Below are 17,440 nucleotides of genomic sequence, written 5' to 3'. Positions count from 1 at the left end.
GTGGCGGGGACGGGCGCGCGGCATGACATCCTGAGAAGTGGATCTCGGCGTGAACCGGCCGGGAGTCGGGCGTGTGAGTCGGGAGAGTGTACGGCGGCGTGAAGGCAGCGGGGCGCTCGGTGCGGACACGGCTGCGGGACCGGATCGCCGCGTCCGACCCGGGGCTGCTGCGGCTGACGGCGGGCCTGCGGACGGTGGGCGCCATCGCTCTGGCGCTGGGTGTGCTCGCCGCGTTCGGCGCGGACGTCACCCATCTGGTCGCGGGCGCCATGGCGGCGATGGTCGCCACCTTCGCCATCCGCGAGAAGGAGCTCGGCGCCCAGGCGGTCACGCTGGCGCTGGGACTGCCCGTCGCCCTGGCCTCGGTGTCGGTCAGCTCGCTGCTCACCTCACGGGTCGTCGTCGGCGACGCCTTCTTCGTCGTCCTCATCTTCTTCGCCGTCTTCGTGAGACGGTTCGGCGACCGCGGCACGGCGCTCGGGCTGATCGGGTTCCAGGTCTACTTCGTCTCCCTGTTCGTCGGCGGCGACCCGTCGGTGCTGCCGGGGCTCCTGGGTGCCATCGCGGTGGCGTTCGCGTGCAGTGCGGTGGTGCGCTTCGCCGTGGTGCCGGCGACACCGGCGGGCATCCTCCAGCGGCTGCGGCAGGCCTTCCGCGCGCGGCTGGCCCAGCTGATCGCCACGCAGATCGAGCTGCTGGACGCCGGGCCGGACGGGATCGACCGGGCGCTGGAGCACCTGCGGGACGGCACCGCGCGCCTGCACGAGACGGCCCTGATGATCCAGTCGCGGCTGGAGGACGGCACTCCGGACGCGTCCACCGCGCGTCTGGTGCAGCGGCGCATCGCGGACGCCGAGATCGCGGCCGAGCGGCTGGGCCTGCTGCTGCTGACCGCGCGCAGCGCCGAGCGGGCGGACACCCTGACCCTGCACCTGCCGGGTGCGCCGGCGCCGTCGGTGGGCAGTTCGCCGGCGCCCGGCGAGGCCACGGAGGTGCTGCGCCGGGACCTGGGGGCGCTGCGCACGCTGGTGCTGCGGCCGCCCGCCGAGGCGCGCGGCACCGCGCTGTCCCACCTGCGCAACCGGCTGCTCGGTTACCGCGACGAGGAGAACCTGCCGGAGGCGATCCCGGCCGTCCAGGACGTGTTCCGCGGCGTCGGTGAGGCCGCGAGGGCGGTCATGGGCCTCAGGATCGCCCTGGACGGGCCCCAGGACGAGTCGGACGACACCCCGGCGACCACCAGGTCCCGGGAGGAGCTGGACGCCGAGGACGCCGCGATCGACGCCGGCGAGGAGGAGGCGAAGGAGGAGGAACCGACCGGGCTGCGGCGGCCCACCACGCGGGCCGCGGTGCAGGTCTCGGTGGGGTCCTCGCTGGCCATCGTCGGCGGGGAGTTCCTGTCCTCGCAGCGCTGGTACTGGGCGGTGCTCGCGTGCTGGATCGTCTTCCTGAACACGGCGTCCACCGGGGAGATCCTCGTCAAGGGCTACCGCAGGGTGCTGGGCACCCTGTTCGGGGTGGTGGCCGGCATCGTGCTGGCCGGCCTGGTCGGCGACCACACCTGGATCGCGTTCGGGCTGGTGCTGCTGCTCATCTTCGCGATGTTCTACACGGCGCCGCTGTCGTACACGCTGATGTCGTTCTTCGTGACGGCGATGCTGGGCCTGTTGTACACCCTGCTGCACACCTACAGCCTGTCGGTGCTGGTGCTGCGCATCGAGGAGACGGCGCTCGGCGCGGCCTGCGGGATCGTCGCGGCGGCGCTGGTGCTGCCGATACGCACCGACCGCCGTACCAACGAACTGCTCGGCACGGTGCTGGAGCGGCTCACCGACGTCACCGAGGGTGCCGTGGACCAGCTCAGCGGCGGGCCGGCGGCCGATCTGCTGGACAAGGCGCGGGAGCTGGACCAGGCGCTGGGCGACCTGCGGGCCGCCACCTCGCCGCTGACACATCCGATCACGCCGCTGCGGGCCCGCCGTAACACCGCCCAGTACGTGGTGGCGCTGCTGGAGACGTGCGCGTACCACGCGCGGTCGCTGGCCGCGACGGCCGAGCTGCTGCCCACCCACCCGTCGATCGCGGCGGACCCGCGGCTGCGCGGGGCGGTGCGGCGCACGGTGCGCAACATCGAGGCGATCGCCGCGCGCGTCGCCGACGAGGACGCGGACACGGGGGTGGAGACCGGTCCCAGCATCGCCTCGCTGCTGCAGTTCGAGGCGGGCGGGGTGCCGCGGTACGGCCGGATCACCGGGCGGGTACTGCGGCACCTGGAGCGTCTGGACGAGGCCGTGGTCGGCCTGGCCCGGCCGCTCGGCGTGCCCGTGGCGACGCCGAAGCGGTGAAGGGTCAGAAGTCGCTGGGCAGACCGCTGGCCTCGGCTATGCCGCGCAGTTCCTCGTTCTGCTGGTGGCGTTCCTTGAGGTAGTCGGCGATCTCGCCGAGGCGCTCGGGGTCGGAGGCGGTGGCCGCGTCGGTGACGACCCGGACCGGGCCGGTCACGTCGGTGCTGATTTCCACGACCTCGTTGTCCAGGCGGCCGGTGACCGCGGTGGCGATGACCAGCGCGGCCTCGTCCCTGATCTCCTGGGGCAGCGCCTCGGCGCTGTCCCCGTCCAGGGAGAAGTCGATGGTGGGCATCTGGTGCTCGTCGATGGCCTGGAGGACCGGTTCGACCACGCTGAGCAGGAGCTGGTAGTCGTCGTTCTCCATGCGTACGCGCAGGAGGTCGAGGTAGACGTCCACGGGACGTCCGTCCGGCGGAGGAATCTCGTGTTCGTTCATTCGCCCCGTGTTCCCCCCTCCGCGCGGCTCAGACCCGGCGCCAGCGTGCGAGGGCGAAGGAGAACACGCCGAACAGCACGAGGCCCGCGGCGACGCAGACCAGCAGCCAGGGGCCGAGCGGGGTGTCGGCGAAGGAGCGCAGGGTGTCGTCGAGGCCCTTGGCCCTGTCGGGCGCGTAGTCGACGGCGGCCCGTACGGCGAAGGCGCCCGCCGCGGCGAAGACGAGCCCGCGGGCCGTTCCGCCACCGACGCCGGTCACGTCGACCAGCCGCCGGGCCCGGGGGCTCAGCGCGCCGAGTTTCAGCTTCTTGTGGTAGCTGCGGCGCAGCGCCTGTACGGCGATGACGACGCCGGCGACGGCGATCGCGGCGCCGGCCACGCCCACGATCCAGCGCCCGCCGGGCATCTCCATGACCCTGGCGGTGACGTCCCGGGACTGCCGGTCGCTGGAGCCGCTGCCGCCGGAGCCGGCCGCGAAGGCGAGGACGGAGTAGGCGACGAAGGCGTAGAACACGCACCGGGCGGCGGCCGGGAGCCGCTTCCTGGCCGTGTGGCCGTCCTTGCCCGTGACGCCGAAGACCGCTTCGGACAGCCGCCACAGGGCCATGCCGACGAGTCCGGCGCCCAGCGCCCACAGCAGTACGGCGCCGAACGGCTTGTCCGCCAGCTCGGCCAGGGCGCCGCCCCGGTCGGCCTGCCGGTTGCCGGTGCCGAAGGCGATCTGCAGCGCGAGTACGCCGACCAGCAGGTAGATGACGCCGCGGGCGGTGAGTCCCGCCCGGGCGGCCCCCTCGGCGGCCGAGCCGTTCGCGGCCCGGCGGGCCCGGCCGCGGCCGGAATGTGCGAGAACACGTGCGTTCATCGTGAGCCTCCCCTCCGGGACAGCGGATGCCCCGGCTTCCCGGCCGCACACCCGGCTCCCGGTCGTCACCGGCGTCGGGGCTCACGGACCCGGCTTCCGCCCCCCCGTACGCGCGGACACGCCGGCTGCCCGCACACCACGGAGGTGTGCGGGCAGCCGGTCCACCAGCCGTCCTCGAGGTCAGTCCGCCGCGACCGCGGGCTCGGGGGCCGGGACCGGAGGAGCCGCGAGTTGCCGCCGGGCGGCCTCGAGGGCCTGGCGCACGTCGCGCGTGCCGGTCGACACGCACAGCGTGTACGCCAGGTCACGCGTCCGGGGACCGGGTCCGCCCAGGTCGTCGCCGGGTTCGTGCAGGGCCGCCGCCTCGTACTCCTCGAGGAGCCCGCGCAGCACCGCGGGGTGGGGCATCAGCATCCGTCTCGTTCCTCCTCCGTCGCCCGGTCCGTCAGGTCCGCACCGGCCGGCCGGTGCCCCGGTGGCCGGTCCGCTGTCCCATCGCCTCGTCCCGGACCCGGGCGCAGCTGCGGCTGATGAGCCGCGAGACGTGCATCTGGGAGATGCCCAGGCGGTCGGCTATCCGGCTCTGGGTCATGTCCTCGAAGAAGCGCATGTAGAGGATGGCCCGCTCGCGCTCGGGCAGCCTGCGCAGCCCTTCCTTGGCGGACTCCCGGTCGATCACCGTGTCGTACGAGGCGTCGGCCGCGCCGAGGGTGTCCGCGAGGCTGTAGCCGTCGTCGCCGGCCGAGAGTTCGGCGTCCAGCGACAGGGTGCTGAAGCTCTCCAGCGCCTCCATCCCGGCGCCGACCTCGTCCTCGGTCAGCCCGGTGTGGGCGGCGATGGCGGCCACCGACGGTTCGGGGCTGCCGGGGCTCTGGGTGAGCTCGCGCCGCGCCACCCGCACCTTGTTGCGCAGTTCCTGGACCCGGCGGGGCACCCGCAGGGCCCACATCCGGTCGCGGAAGTGACGCTTGACCTCGCCGGTGATGGTGGGCACGGCGTAGCTCTCGAAGGCGCCGCGCTCCGGGTCGAAGCGGTCGACGGCCTTGACCAGGCCCAGAGCGGCGACCTGGCGCAGGTCCTCGATGGACTCGCCGCGGTCGCGGAAACGGCCGGCGATCCGGTGGGCCATGGGCAGCCACGCGGCGACGAGTTCGTCGCGGAGCGCGTCCCGCTCGGGCCCCTCCTCGAGGGCGGCCAGCCGGCCGAAGAGGGCCATGGTGTCCGGGGCGTCGTCGTGCCGGCGACGGGCGGGGGCGGTGGTTTCGGGGGATCCGAGCGTTTCGGGACGGACGGTGGGTGTTTCTGTGAGCATGCGGATCGCTCCTGAACGGTGGTCTCAGGGGGACTTTCCGCGGGAGCGGCGCCGGCCGGGTCACTCACCCGGAGGGCCCGAGCAGCCATACCGCTCCCGCTGCTGCGCCTCCGGTCCGAAGCACGAACTTGCGACTGCCCCTGCCCCGGTGGAACAAACTCCGCTTTTGCAAAAGTACTCAGGACAGCGGAACGACCACGGTGATGCACTTGCCTCCCGACGGAAGGTCTGCCACGCGTACGTCACGGGCCAGCCGGCAGACGATCGGCCAGCCCCGGCCGCCGACGCGGCGGCGTCCCTGGGGGTCGGTCTGCGGCACGGCCACCGGAAGGTCGTGGCTCCGGTCGCACACGGAGAGCTCGACACCGGGGCCGACGACATCGACCCGGAAGTCGGTGATGCCGCCGCCGTGCAGGATCGCGTTGGTGGTCAGTTCCGAGGCGACCAGCACGGCGTCCGACAGGGCGTCCGCGTCGCAGGACGCGTGGCCCTCGGGGCCTTGGGTGCCGCAGCACTCGGTGACGACGCGTTCGACGGTCTGCCGTGCCTCGGCGGGTTTGCACGGCCGGTGCAGGCCGGCGCCGGGCCGGGCGACGGCGGGTCGGGTCGGGTGCCTTTCACTCATCCGTCAGCTCCCTGGTCGGTGGGACTACCCGTTACTTCCGGCTGACCTCTGCCGGTACCCCCAAACATCCGGCCCCCCTTACGGCTCAGGGGCCATCCGGGCGGCCGTCGGGGGTACGCGGAGGACATGACGGATGTTGTGGACTCGGACGAACTGCTGCGCCGCATGCACCGGGCGAGGGCCTGTGCGGTGGAGCAGGAGCGGACCTGGCGGGCCCGGAGCGAGGAGCTGCGGCCGACCGATCCGGACGGCTCCCGGGATGCCGCCGTACGGACGATGGCGTACGAGGCCGTCCTGCGGGTGCTGGACGAGGTGCTGACCCCGGGGCGCGGTCCCCGCTGACCGGCCGGGGGACGGATTGGCGGCGGTGAGGCCGGGAAACCGGGTCGGCATGACAGCCGACCACACTCGCGCGCCCGTGCTGGAAGCCCTCGTCGAATACCGCCGCGAGGGACGGCTCTCGTTCACGCCGCCGGGGCACAAGCAGGCGCGCGGGGCCGACCCGGAGGTGCGCGAGGTGCTGGGCGACGCCGTCTTCTACGGCGACGTGCTGGCGACCGGCGGACTGGACGACCGGCTCACCCGGTCGCGGGTGCTCCAGCGGGCGCAGGAGCTGATGGCCGACGCGGTCCACGCCGAGCACACGTTCTTCTCGACGTGCGGGAGTTCCCTGTCGGTGAAGGCGGCGATGCTGGCGGTCGCGGGCCCGCACGAGAAGCTGCTGATCGGCCGGGACGCCCACAAGTCCGTCGTGTCGGGGCTGATCCTCTCCGGCATCGAGCCGGTCTGGGTGGAGCCCCGCTGGGACGCGGAGCGGCACCTGGCCCATCCCCCGTCGGCCGAGGAGTTCGAGCGGGCCTTCGCCGCCCACCCCGACGCCAGGGGCGCGCTGATCACCAGCCCGACGCCGTACGGCGCGAGCGCCGACCTGCGGGCCGTCGCCGAGGTGTGCCACCGGCGGTCGGCACCCCTGATCGTGGACGAGGCGTGGGGCGCGCACCTGCCCTTCCACCCGGATCTCCCCTCCTGGGCGATGGACGCGGGCGCCGACATCTGCGTGACCAGCATCCACAAGATGGGCAGCGGTCTGGAGCAGGGTTCCGTGTTCCACCTGCGCGGTGACCTGGTGCCGCCGAAGCTGCTCGGCATGCGGGCGGACCTGCTGGGCACCACCAGCCCGTCGGCGCTGATCTTCGCCGGGCTGGACGGCTGGCGGCGGCAGATGGTGCTGCGCGGCCGGGAGCTGATGGGCGGGGCGCTGGAGCTGGCGGCCGAGGTGCGGGCGGCCGTCGAGGAGATCGACGGGATGCGCGTCGAGGGCCGGGACGACTTCTGCGGCCCGGGGCTGGCCCACGGCTTCGACCCGCTGCCCGTCGTGATCGATCTCGACGGGCTCGGTGTCTCGGGTTTCCAGGCGGCGGACTGGCTGCGCGAGCAGCGGGGCGTGGTGGCGCACCTGGCGGACCACCGCCGCGTCAACATGCAGATCACCCACGGCGACGACCGGGAGACCACGGGGGAACTGCTCGCCGCGCTCAAGGACCTGGCGCGTGCCGCTCCGGGTCTCGGTCCCGCACCGCGGGTCGAGGTGCCCTCGCCGTCCGGGTTGCGGATGCCGCAGGCGGTACTCCCCCGGGACGCGTTCTTCGGGCCGACCGAGGACGTGCCGCTCGGCCGGGCGGCCGGCCGGGTCGCCGCGGAGATGATCACGCCGTACCCGCCCGGCATCCCGGCCGTCCTGCCCGGCGAGCGGCTGGCCGAGCCGGTCCTGCGGTACCTGCGCAGCGGTCTGGACGCCGGCATGTACCTCCCGGACCCGAGCGACCCGGCCCTGGAGACGATCAGGTGTCGCTGTGAGTGAAACCGGTCACGTGCCCCGGTCTCGGGTTCGCGGAACCCCCGGAGATGGTTTAGCGTTCATCCATACGTGGCGACGGAGTCGACGGAATGTCCTTCGTGCGTCACCGCTTACGGCCCTGGCCGGCCTCCCCCGTCCGGCCAGGGCTTTTTCATGCCCTGCCGCGCCCGCACCCGGATGCGGCACGGAATCCGCACGGGATTCTCCGTCCGCCGAGGTGCCCGGGGAGCCGACAGCGTCTGAAATGGGCATAGGGAAAGCCCCGGAACCGAATCGCCGGCGAGGAGCCCCGTGCCATGACCAAAGCGATCAAGCTGCTGACCGCACTCCCCCAGCCGCAGCGCGCACGCCTCACGGCGCTCGCCCGGGAGGTCTCCTTCGCGGAGGACGCCCGGATCTTCGAGGCGGGCGGCCGGGCCGACCGCTTCTGGGTCATCCGCTCCGGCGCGGTCTCCCTGACCCAGGAGGTGACCCCCGTGCAGCGGGTCACGGTCGCCAGTCTCGGGGCGGGCGACCTGCTCGGCTGGTCCTGGCTGTTCCCGCCCTACGAGTGGGACTTCGGCGCCGAGGCCTTCAGCCCGGTGCGCGCCTACGAGTTCGACGCCGCCGCGGTGCTCCGCCTGTGCGAGGAGGATCCGCAGCTGGGCGTCGTGCTGGTGCGGTCGGTCGCCGAGATCCTCGCGCACCGGCTGGAGACCACCAGGGGCCGCCTCATGGAGCACTACGCACTGCACGGGCGGGGCTCCCTGTGAGGCGCCGTCAGACGCGGTAGCGGCGCAGCGCCGGCATCGCGGCCGCCAGGGTCAGCATCACCACGACGACGAGCAGTCCGCCGCCGGCCACCGCTTCCCGCGCGCCGAAGGCGGAGCCCGCGCCGCCGTGCAGCACGTCGGCCAGGCGCGGGCCGCCCGCCACGACCACGATGAAGACGCCCTGCATGCGCCCGCGCATCTCGTCGGTCGCGGCGGACAGCAGGATCGCCCCGCGGAACACCATGGAGACCATGTCCGCGACGCCGGCCACCGCCAGGAACGCCACCGCGAGCCACAGGCTCGAGCTCAGCCCGAAGCCGGTGACGGCGGCGCCCCAGACCACGACCGAGCCGATCACCATCCAGCCGTGCCGGCGGGCCCGGGAGAAGGTGCCGGAGAACAGCCCGCCGGCCACCGCGCCGACGGGTATCGCCGCGAACAGCAGACCGAGGGCGAACCCCTCGCCGTATCCGGCGTACGTCTCGGAGGCGAGCTGCGGGAACAGCGCGCGGGGCATGCCGAGGACCATGGCGACGATGTCGGCCAGGAAGGAGAGCAGCAGCACCTTGTGCCCGGCGATGTACCGGAAGCCCGCCACCACCTCCCGCACACCGGCGCGCCGGACCGCCGTGCCCTTGAGCGGCGGCAGGGCGGGCAGTTTGTGGACCGCCCACACCGTGACGCACAGGGCCAGGGCGTCGATCAGGTACAGCTCGGGCAGGCCGATCACCGGGATGAGGACGCCGGCGAGGAGCGGGCCGACCACCTGCCCGGTCTGCATGACGGTCGAGCCGAGCGCGTTGGCGGCGGGGAGTTCGTCCTCGGGGACCAGGCGGGCGATGGAGGCGTTGCGAGCCGGTGCGTTCAGGCCCCAGAAGGCCTGCTGGAGCGCGAGCAGCAGCATGAGGGCGGCCACCGACTCCAGGCCGGTGACCGCCTGGAGCCAGAACAGCACCGAGGTCACGGCGATACCGCTGTTGGTGATCAGCAGCAGTTTGCGGCGGTCCATGGTGTCGGCGACCGCGCCGCCCCACAGCGCGAACACGACCAGCGGCAGCAGACCCGCGAGGCTCGCGGCGCCGACCCACGCCGAGGAGCCGGTGATGTCGTAGATCTGCTTGGGCACGGCGACGGCGGTGAGCTGGCTGCCGACCGCCGTGACGATGGTCGACGACCACAGCCTGCGGTAGGCCGGGCGGCGCAGCGGCCGGGTGTCCATGGCCCAGCGGCGCAGGCCGCGCCGCGCTGCCCCGTCGGGGGCGGGGTCCTTCGACCCTGGTTCGGTACTGCTCTCGCTGGTGTCCACGCGCTTCCTACGTGCTCGATACATCTTTCAGGCTGCGCGCTTACTATCGCAGCCCCGTTCGAGCCCGAGGACCCCGCGTTGCCGCTCCGGGCGCGTTCAGGCCCCGGCGATGAGCGTGACGCCGAGGACGATCATGGTGGCGGCGACCAGCCCGTCGAGCACCCGCCAGGCCGCGGGGCGGGCCAGGAAGCGACCCAGGTAGCGGGCGCCGAAGCCGAGCGCGGCGAACCAGCACAGGCTGGCGACCGCGGCGCCCAGGCCGAAGGTCCAGCGCAGCGACCCCTGGTCGGCGGCGACCGAGCCCAGCAGGAACACGGTGTCCAGGTACACGTGCGGGTTGAGCCAGGTCAGCGCCAGACAGGTGAGGACCGCCCGGCGGCGCGAGCCGGCCGCGTCGCCCTCCGCCCGCAGCGCGCCGGCCGGCCGGAACACGCGCCGGGCGGCCAGGGCGCCGTAGCAGAGGAGGAAGGCGCCACCGACCCAGCCGACCACGGTCAGGGCGGCCGGCCAGGCCACCACCACCGCGCCGACCCCGCCCACGCCCAGGGCGATGAGCAGCGCGTCGGACAGCGCGCAGATGCCGACCACGGCGAGGACCGCGTCGCGGCGGACGCCCTGGCGCAGGACGAAGGCGTTCTGGGCGCCGATGGCGACGATGAGCGAGAGGCCGGTGCCGAAGCCGGCGGCCGCGGCGGTGAGGGCGTTGGTCATGCTCCGACGCTAAGCGGACGATCACAGGACGTACAGCTAAAGATTCTTACGTATCCTTAGCGCTCGTGATGACGGGACCGAGCATGCCGGCCTTCGCGGACCTTCCCCTGGACCAGGTGCGCACCCTGCTGGCCGTGGTGGACGAGGGCACCTTCGACGCGGCCGCGGCGGCGCTGCACGTGACGCCGTCCGCGGTCAGCCAGCGGGTGAAGGCACTGGAGCAGCGCACCGGCCGGGTGCTGCTGCTGCGCACCAAGCCGGTGCGGCCGACGGAATCCGGGGCGGTGCTGGTGCGCCTCGCCCGCCAGGTGGCCCGGCTGGAGCGGGACGCGTACGCCGAACTCGGGCTGAGCGTGGCCGGGGAGCCGACCCGGATCCCGGTGGCCGTGAACGCCGACTCGCTCGCGACCTGGTTCCTGGGCGCGCTGACGCGGGTTCCCCAAGAGCCCCGGCTCTGCTTCGAGCTGCGCCGCGAGGACGAGGACCACACGGCGACCCTGCTGCGGGAGGGCGTGGTCATGGCCGCGGTGACCTCGTCGGCCGACCCGGTCCCCGGCTGCACCGTCCGGTACCTGGGGCGGATGCGGTATCTCCCCTGCGCCGCCCCCGACTTCGCCGCCCGGCACCTGGACGGGCCGGTGCGCGAGCGGATCGCCGAGGCGCCGGTGATGGTGTTCGACCGGCGGGACGATTTCCAGGACGGCTTCGCCCGGCGGCTCGGTCACGGCGGCGCGAGTGCCGCGCGGCACTACGTGCCGACCTCGGAAGGATTCGTCGAGGCGGTCGCCGCGGGTCTGGGCTGGGGCATGGTGCCCGAGCCGCAGGCACTGCCGCTGCTGCGGTCCGGACGGCTGGTGGAGTTCATCCCCGGACTTCCGGTGGACACCCCGCTGTACTGGCAGCAGTGGAGGCTCGACTCCCCCGCGCTGGCCACGCTGGCCGAAGCGGTGGCGTCGGCGGCGGCCGAGGCGCTGCGGGCGTAGGCGGGGCGCGATCGCAGGCACGGCGCCGGTTTCACCGCGCATCGACAGGCCACCCGAAGCGGAGCAAGGCAATCCGAGGGCGCCAACGATACCGATCGCAGGTGACATTGATGGACGACTGGCGAGAGCACGCCGCGTGCCGCACGGAGGACCCCGACCTGTTCTTCCCGATCGGCACCACCGGACCGGCCGCTCTGCAGACCGAGCAGGCGAAGGCGGTCTGCCGGACGTGTCCGGTGCGGGAGCAGTGTCTGCGATGGGCGCTCGACACCGGGCAGTCCATCGGCGTGTGGGGCGGGACCAGTGAGCTGGAGCGCCGGGCGCTCAAGCGCCGCGAGGCGGTGCGCAGGAGGTCCGGCTGAATCCGGGCCCCCGGCCCGGCGGCTTCTTCAGCGGCCGGGCGTCGGCCACCAGCGGCTCGTTGTCCGGACCGCGGCCCGCCTCGCGGCCGGTGAGCACCCAGGGGTGGACGCCGGGGCCCTTGTCGTGCGGCAGGTGCGCGTAGTCGTGCAGCCGCCGGGCCGCCCACACCCGCACGGGCCGGTCCGCCCACCAGGTGCCGTCGGAGCCACGGAGTACCCGCGGGGCACGGCGGGGACTCGGGCCGTTCCCGAACGGCCCACCCGTCCCCGGCGCCCCGTGGACGCCGGACGTAGGCTCGCGGCAGCACTGCCGTCGAGAGGGGAGTGGCCATGAGCGTGCGGGTGCGCCGCGTCTGCGATCCGCCCGAGCCGGACGACGGCGTACGGGTCCTGGTCGACCGGCTGTGGCCGCGGGGCGTGGCCAAGGACGCGGCACACGTGGACGAGTGGCCCAAGGGGCTGACCCCGTCGACCGGGTTGCGCCGCTGGTACCACGCGGGCGAGGGCTCGTACGAGGAGTTCGCCGAGCGGTACGAGGCCGAGCTGGCCGCGCCCGAGGCGGCGGAGCTCCTCGATCACGTGCGGGAGCTGGCGGGCGAGGGCGACGTGACGCTGCTGACGGCGTCCAAGTCGCCTGCGGAGAGCCACGCGTCCGTGCTGCTCCGGCTCCTCGACGGGATGTGAGGAGCCGGAGCGGCCGGTGAGGCGCGCGCTGTCCGCTCAGGCCGTCTGCCGTGCCGCGGCCCGGCCCGCCGCACGTCCGGAGAACAGGCAGCCGCCGAGGAAGGTGCCCTCCAGCGCGTTGTACCCGTGCACCCCTCCCCCGCCGAAGCCGGCCACCTCGCCGGCCGCGTACAGGCCCTCGACGGGCGTGCCGTCGGCGCCGAGGGCGCGGGAGTCGAGGTCGGTCTGGATGCCGCCGAGGGTCTTGCGGGTGAGGACGTGCAGCTTGACGCCGATCAGCGGGCCCGCCGCCGGGTCGAGGATGCGGTGCGGGGCGGCGACCCGGCCGAGGCGGTCGCCGATGTAGCGGCGGGCGTTGCGGATGCCCTGGACCTGGGCGTCCTTGGCGTAGGGGTTGGCCATCTGGAGGTCGCGGGCCTCTATCTGGCGCCGGATCGAGGCGGCGTCCAGGAGCGGCTTGTCGGTGAGTCCGTTCATCCGGTCGACGAGCTGCTCCAGGTTCGGCGCGCTCACGAAGTCGGCGCCCTCGCGCAGGAAGGCGTCCACCGGGCCGGGCGCGCCCTTGCCTAGGACGCGCTCGCGCAGGAAGCGGGCGCGGTCCTTGGCGGTGATGTCGGGGTTCTGCTCGGAGCCGGAGAGCGCGAACTCCTTCTCGATGATCTTCTGGGTGAGGATGAACCAGGAGTGGCCGTGGTCCGCGAGGCCGTCGGCGGTGCGCAGGTGCCGCAGGGTGCCGAGGGTGTCGTAGCCGGGCAGGCAGGGTTCGGGCAGCTGGCGGCCGAGGGCGTCGAACCACATGGAAGACGGGCCCGGCAGGATGCGGATGCCGTGGCCGGGCCAGATGGGGTCCCAGTTGCGCACGCCCTCGGTGTAGTGCCACATCCGGTCGCGGTTGACCAGGCGTGCGCCCGCCTCGGCGCTGATGTCGAGCATCCGCCCGTCGACGTAGGCGGGGACGCCGGTGACCATCTCGGCGGGCGGGGTGCCGAGGCGCTCGGGCCAGTGGCGGCGGACTACGTCGTGGTCGCCGCCGATGCCGCCGGAGGTGACGATCACGGCGCGGGCGGTGAGTTCGAACTCGCCGACGGTGTCACGGTTGGAGGCGACGCCGCGCGGTGAGCGGTCCTCGGCGAGGACGGTGCCCCGCACGCCGTGTGCCGTGCCGTCCTCGACCACCAGGTGGTCGACCCGGTGGCGGTGGTGGAAGGTGAGCAGCCCGTCGCGCGCGGCCTGCTTCGCGTACCGCACGAACGGCTCGACGACTCCGGTGCCGGTGCCCCAGGCGATGTGGAAGCGCGGTACCGAGTTGCCGTGCCCGCCCGCCCTGAGGTCGCCGCGCTCGGCCCAGCCGACGGTGGGCAGGAAGGTGATGCCGTGTCCGGCGAGCCAGGAGCGCTTCTCCCCCGCCGCCCACTCGACGTACGCGCGCGCCCAGCGCACCGCCCAGGAGTCCTCGTCCCCGGTCCGGTCGAAGCCGGCGCTGCCCTGCCAGTCGCTCCAGGCGAGGTCGGCGGAGTCCTTGACGCCGAGGCGGCGCTGCTCCGGGGAGTCGACGAGGAAGAGGCCGCCGAAGGACCAGAAGGCCTGCCCGCCGAGGTTGGCCGCGTTCTCCTGGTCGACGAGGGCGACCCTCCTGCCCCGGCTGGTCAGCTCGTGCGCCGCGACCAGACCCGCCAGTCCCGCTCCGACCACGATGACGTCGGCATCCATGGCGACCGTCCCTTCCTGTTCCGTCATTGACTGGTGCTGCCGTCGATGAGCAGCGCGGTGAGCAGCTGCCCCAGCCAGACCCGGGCGTGTTCGACGTCCCGGTCCAGCAGCAGCTGGGTGGTGACTCCGTCGTACGCGGCGACCACGGCGTGCGCGGCGCCCTCGGCGTCACCCAGCGCGGCGGGCAGCGGGGTGTGCCCGCGGGCCCGGGCGAGCCGGTCCGCGATCGCCCGCCTCAGCCGTGCCCGGTGCTCCAGCAGGGCGTGGGCCACGTCGAGGTCGCGGGCGGCGTGCACCAGGAAGTCCGTCTTGACCAGGAGCCAGTCCCGGTCGAGGAGCAGCACCTCGGTGACCCGCTCCACGGCGGCCGGCACGTCCAGGCCGGGGCCGTCGGAGGCGAGGGCGCCGGACACCTGCTCGGCGATCAGGTCGGCGCGTTGCCGGTAGAGCGCGAAGAACAGCTCGTCGAGGCTGTCGAAGTTGGAGTAGAAGGCGCCCCTGCTGTACCCGGCGGCCTCGCACACCTCCTCGATCGACACCCGCCCGAACCCCTTGGCGGCGAACACCTCGAACGCGGCGTCCAGGAGGTTCGCGCGGGTGCGCTCGCGCCGCCTGGTCATCCGCCCCGTCGTCCTCACCACCACACCCCTCGCCCTCCGTTCGATGCGTGAACGTATCGGATACACCGTCGTATCGAAAGGGGTGCGACACCGGACCCCGCAGGAGTAGAACGCATTTTCGAATACGGAGTACGCTGGCTCCATGACCACGCACCTCCAGAGTTCGCTCTTCGACCAGACCGACGAGGTCCGGCTGGGCCCGCTCGACGGTCTGCGCCGCACCGAGCTGGGCTCCGGCGCCTGGATCGACCTCCTCCCGGGCTGGCTGAGCGGCGCCGACGCACTCTTCGAGCACCTGGCCGCCGAGGTCCCGTGGCGTGCCGAGCGGCGGGCCATGTACGACCAGGTGGTGGACGTGCCCCGGCTGCTCGCCTTCTACGGCGCGGGCGACCGGCTTCCGCACCCGCTGCTGACCGAGGCGCGCGCGGCGCTGACGGCGCACTACGCCGGAGAACTGGGCGAGCCCTTCACCACGGCCGGACTGTGCCACTACCGCGACGGCCGGGACAGCGTCGCCTGGCACGGGGACCGGATCGGCCGGGGCGCACGCCAGGACACGATGGTCGCGATCCTCTCGGTCGGCGCGCCCCGTGATCTCCTGCTGCGCCCGGCGGGCGGGGGCGGCGCCACGGTGCGCCGGCCGCTCGGCCACGGCGACCTGATCGTGATGGGCGGCTCCTGCCAGCGCACCTGGGAGCACTGCGTGCCCAAGAGCACCCGCGCCGCCGGGCCGCGCATCAGCGTCCAGTTCCGGCCGCACGGCGTGCGCTGAGGGTCGTGGGCCGAGGGGTCGTACTCCGAGGGTCGTGCGCCCTTCCCGGCCGCCGCGTCTGGTTGGCTGTCGCCCGACGGGCAGCCACCTCGACGCGGGAGAACCATGCGACCGGACGTACGGCAGGTCGCCGACGGCACCCATCTGGTGCACGGCGGCCACACCAACTGGGTAATCCTCACGGACGGCGACGCGGTGACCCTGGTCGACACCGGCTACCCCGGCGACCGCAGGACACTGCTGGACTCCCTGGCCGCCGTGGGCAGTTCACCCGATGCGGTGGCGGCCGTGCTGATCACCCACGCCCACAACGACCACCTCGGCTCGGCCGAGTACCTGCGCGCCGCGCACGGCACGCCGGTCCTGCTCCACCCGGCCGAAGTGCCGCACGCCCGCCGGGACTTCCTCCAGCAGGTGTCCGTCGCCGCCGTGCTGCGCAACGCCTGGCGGCCGGGGGTGCTGCCCTGGACGGTGCACGTCCTGCGCTCCGGCGGCACCGAACGTCACCCCGTCGCCTCGCCCGAGCCCTTCCCCGCCGACGGCGCCCTCGACCTGCCCGGCCGGCCGGTACCGGTGCACACGCCCGGGCACACGGACGGGCACTGCGTCTACCACCTCCCGGGCGCCGGCGTGGTGATCTCCGGCGACGCGCTGGTGAGCGCGCACGCCACGTCCCGGATCTGCGGACCCCAGCTGCTGCCCGGCATGTTCCACCACGACCGGGCGGGCGCCCTGGCCTCCCTCGACGTCATCGCGGAACTGGACGCCGACGTCCTGCTCCCCGGGCACGGCCCGGTCCACCGGGGTCTGGTGAAGGAAGCCGCGCGCCAGGCCCGGGAACGGGCGTTCTAGAGTCGGGGCATGGCCTTGCAGATCAGCGCCACCAACCCGGAGCACCCCGCGCTCCTGCTCGAACTGCCCTGGCAGACGCCGCTGGAGGAGTGGCCCGAGGAGTACCTCGTGCCGCTGCCGCGCGGCATCTCCCGGCACGTCGTCCGCTACGCCCGAGCCGGGGACGAGGTCGTCGCCGTCAAGGAGCTGGCCGAACGCCCCGCGCTGCGCGAGTACCAGCTGCTGCGCGACCTGGACCGCCTGGCCATTCCCGCGGTCGACGCGCTGGGCGTGGTCACGGGCCGTACCGACGCCTCGGGCGATCCGCTGGAACCGGTACTGATCACCCGGCACCTGGGCGGCTCGATGCCCTACCGGTCGATGTTCGAGACGACACTGCGCCCGGCGACCATGCACCGCCTGATGGACGCCCTCGCGGTACTCCTCGTGCGGCTGCACCTCGCCGGGTTCGCCTGGGGCGACTGCTCGTTGTCCAACACCCTCTTCCGCCGCGACGCGGGGGCCTACGCCGCGTACCTGGTGGACGCCGAGACCGGGGAGCTGCACCAGCGGCTCAGCGACGGGCAGCGCGACTACGACCTCGACCTCGCGCGGGTGAACATCAGCGGGGAACTCCTCGACCTGGAGGCGTCGGGAGCACTGCACCCCTCCGTCGACCCCATCGACTTCGGCACCGAGATCTGCGCCCGCTACCGGAGCCTGTGGGAGGAGCTGACGCGCACCTCCGTCTACCCGGCGGGCAAGTACCACTACATCGAACGCCGGATCCGCCGGCTCAACGACCTCGGCTTCGACGTGGCCGAGATGCAGATCGAGCACGCCTCCAACGGCGACACGGTCACGTTCGTGCCCAAGGTCGTCGACGCCGGCCACCACCAGCGCCAGCTGCTGCGCCTGACCGGCCTGGACGCCGAGGAGAACCAGGCCCGGCGGCTGCTGAACGACCTGGAGAGCTGGATGGCCACCCAGGACGACTACGCCCCGGGCGACCCCCTGGGTGCCCGCCCGGAGGTCCTCGCCCACCGCTGGGTGCGCGAGGTGTTCCGGCCCACCGTGCGCGCCGTACCGGTGGAGCTGCGCGGCGCGATGGACCCGGCGGAGATCTACCACGAGCTGCTGGAGCACCGCTGGTACCTGTCCGAGCGGGCCCAGCACGACATCGGGCTGGACACCGCCGTCGCGGACTACATCGCCAACATCCTGCCCAGGGCGCGCGAGACGCTTCAGCCGACGGCGGACTGAGCGGC

Annotated in this window: 19 protein-coding genes and 1 pseudogene; 10 read left to right on the top strand and 10 right to left on the bottom strand. The window is 73.5% G+C overall.

What is annotated here, in order from left to right:
• Window positions 1–98 precede the first annotated feature (98 nt).
• Window positions 99–2,345 (top strand): FUSC family protein, encoded by a 2,247-nt coding sequence (locus AMK11_RS34745; protein ID WP_073732141.1) that lies wholly within the window; start codon window positions 99–101, stop codon window positions 2,343–2,345.
• 4 nt (window positions 2,346–2,349) lie between these two features.
• Here AMK11_RS34745 and AMK11_RS34740 read toward each other — a convergent pair whose 3' ends face one another.
• From AMK11_RS34740 to AMK11_RS34720, 5 genes are all read right to left on the bottom strand, one after another.
• Window positions 2,350–2,784, bottom strand: coding sequence for a hypothetical protein (locus tag AMK11_RS34740; RefSeq protein ID WP_073732115.1), 435 nt, complete (start codon window positions 2,782–2,784; stop codon window positions 2,350–2,352).
• Window positions 2,785–2,812: 28 nt separating this feature from the next.
• Complete coding sequence (locus AMK11_RS34735; RefSeq protein WP_073732114.1) at window positions 2,813–3,646, bottom strand: DUF1206 domain-containing protein; 834 nt, start codon at window positions 3,644–3,646, stop codon at window positions 2,813–2,815.
• Between the two features lie 180 nt (window positions 3,647–3,826).
• Window positions 3,827–4,060 (bottom strand): DUF5133 domain-containing protein, encoded by a 234-nt coding sequence (locus AMK11_RS34730; RefSeq protein ID WP_073732113.1) that lies wholly within the window; start codon window positions 4,058–4,060, stop codon window positions 3,827–3,829.
• Window positions 4,061–4,091: 31 nt separating this feature from the next.
• A complete protein-coding gene (locus tag AMK11_RS34725) occupies window positions 4,092–4,958 on the bottom strand; it encodes a SigB/SigF/SigG family RNA polymerase sigma factor (protein WP_073732112.1) in 867 nt (288 codons plus the stop codon).
• A 178-nt stretch (window positions 4,959–5,136) separates the two neighbouring features.
• Window positions 5,137–5,583, bottom strand: a complete 447-nt coding sequence (locus tag AMK11_RS34720) for an ATP-binding protein (protein ID WP_073732111.1) — start codon at window positions 5,581–5,583, stop codon at window positions 5,137–5,139.
• 126 nt (window positions 5,584–5,709) lie between these two features.
• Here AMK11_RS34720 and AMK11_RS34715 point away from each other — a divergent pair, with 126 nt between their 5' ends.
• From AMK11_RS34715 to AMK11_RS34705, 3 genes are all read left to right on the top strand, one after another.
• Window positions 5,710–5,925, top strand: coding sequence for a hypothetical protein (locus AMK11_RS34715; protein WP_073732110.1), 216 nt, complete (start codon window positions 5,710–5,712; stop codon window positions 5,923–5,925).
• 49 nt (window positions 5,926–5,974) lie between these two features.
• Window positions 5,975–7,444 (top strand): aminotransferase class I/II-fold pyridoxal phosphate-dependent enzyme, encoded by a 1,470-nt coding sequence (locus AMK11_RS34710; protein ID WP_073732109.1) that lies wholly within the window; start codon window positions 5,975–5,977, stop codon window positions 7,442–7,444.
• Window positions 7,445–7,737: 293 nt separating this feature from the next.
• Window positions 7,738–8,193, top strand: a complete 456-nt coding sequence (locus AMK11_RS34705) for a cyclic nucleotide-binding domain-containing protein (RefSeq protein ID WP_073732108.1) — start codon at window positions 7,738–7,740, stop codon at window positions 8,191–8,193.
• 7 nt (window positions 8,194–8,200) lie between these two features.
• On the opposite strand, the gene AMK11_RS34700 is transcribed toward AMK11_RS34705, so the two are convergent.
• Both AMK11_RS34700 and AMK11_RS34695 read right to left on the bottom strand, forming a co-directional pair.
• Complete coding sequence (locus AMK11_RS34700; protein WP_073732107.1) at window positions 8,201–9,499, bottom strand: MFS transporter; 1,299 nt, start codon at window positions 9,497–9,499, stop codon at window positions 8,201–8,203.
• A 96-nt stretch (window positions 9,500–9,595) separates the two neighbouring features.
• The gene (locus AMK11_RS34695; RefSeq protein WP_073732106.1) at window positions 9,596–10,210 is read right to left on the bottom strand and encodes a LysE/ArgO family amino acid transporter; all 615 of its coding nucleotides are present in this window, start codon (window positions 10,208–10,210) and stop codon (window positions 9,596–9,598) included.
• A 68-nt stretch (window positions 10,211–10,278) separates the two neighbouring features.
• Here AMK11_RS34695 and AMK11_RS34690 point away from each other — a divergent pair, with 68 nt between their 5' ends.
• Together AMK11_RS34690 and AMK11_RS34685 are read left to right on the top strand one after the other, a co-directional pair.
• Window positions 10,279–11,193 (top strand): LysR family transcriptional regulator ArgP, encoded by a 915-nt coding sequence (locus AMK11_RS34690; protein WP_241847149.1) that lies wholly within the window; start codon window positions 10,279–10,281, stop codon window positions 11,191–11,193.
• Window positions 11,194–11,303: 110 nt separating this feature from the next.
• On the top strand, window positions 11,304–11,555 hold the full coding sequence (locus tag AMK11_RS34685; RefSeq protein WP_073732104.1) for a WhiB family transcriptional regulator: 252 nt from the start codon (window positions 11,304–11,306) through the stop codon (window positions 11,553–11,555).
• 28 nt (window positions 11,556–11,583) lie between these two features.
• Here the strand turns inward: AMK11_RS34685 and AMK11_RS38300 are convergent.
• Window positions 11,584–11,748, bottom strand: a pseudogene (locus AMK11_RS38300) (DUF6098 family protein); the annotation flags it as partial.
• Window positions 11,749–11,885: 137 nt separating this feature from the next.
• Between AMK11_RS38300 and AMK11_RS34680 the strand changes: the two are divergent.
• Window positions 11,886–12,239, top strand: coding sequence for a DUF488 domain-containing protein (locus tag AMK11_RS34680; protein WP_073732103.1), 354 nt, complete (start codon window positions 11,886–11,888; stop codon window positions 12,237–12,239).
• 36 nt (window positions 12,240–12,275) lie between these two features.
• Here AMK11_RS34680 and AMK11_RS34675 read toward each other — a convergent pair whose 3' ends face one another.
• Together AMK11_RS34675 and AMK11_RS34670 are read right to left on the bottom strand one after the other, a co-directional pair.
• Window positions 12,276–13,949 carry an FAD-binding dehydrogenase gene (locus AMK11_RS34675; protein WP_073732102.1) on the bottom strand — a complete coding sequence of 558 codons (1,674 nt, stop codon included), beginning with the start codon at window positions 13,947–13,949 and terminating at the stop codon, window positions 12,276–12,278.
• A 23-nt stretch (window positions 13,950–13,972) separates the two neighbouring features.
• Entirely contained in the window at window positions 13,973–14,569 is a 597-nt protein-coding gene (locus tag AMK11_RS34670; protein WP_073732101.1) for a TetR/AcrR family transcriptional regulator, read from the bottom strand.
• Between the two features lie 142 nt (window positions 14,570–14,711).
• Between AMK11_RS34670 and AMK11_RS34665 the strand changes: the two genes are divergently transcribed.
• The 3 genes from AMK11_RS34665 (at window position 14,712) to AMK11_RS34655 (ending at window position 17,435) form a co-directional block, all read left to right on the top strand.
• On the top strand, window positions 14,712–15,341 hold the full coding sequence (locus AMK11_RS34665; protein WP_073732100.1) for an alpha-ketoglutarate-dependent dioxygenase AlkB: 630 nt from the start codon (window positions 14,712–14,714) through the stop codon (window positions 15,339–15,341).
• A 105-nt stretch (window positions 15,342–15,446) separates the two neighbouring features.
• Window positions 15,447–16,193 carry an MBL fold metallo-hydrolase gene (locus tag AMK11_RS34660; protein ID WP_073732099.1) on the top strand — a complete coding sequence of 249 codons (747 nt, stop codon included), beginning with the start codon at window positions 15,447–15,449 and terminating at the stop codon, window positions 16,191–16,193.
• Between the two features lie 9 nt (window positions 16,194–16,202).
• On the top strand, window positions 16,203–17,435 hold the full coding sequence (locus AMK11_RS34655) for a DUF4032 domain-containing protein (protein WP_073732098.1): 1,233 nt from the start codon (window positions 16,203–16,205) through the stop codon (window positions 17,433–17,435).
• Window positions 17,436–17,440 lie beyond the last annotated feature (5 nt).

The sequence above is a fragment of the Streptomyces sp. CB02414 genome, from assembly GCF_001905385.1.
Lineage (GTDB): Bacteria > Actinomycetota > Actinomycetes > Streptomycetales > Streptomycetaceae > Streptomyces.
This window is presented reverse-complemented; position numbering and strand designations above follow the sequence as displayed.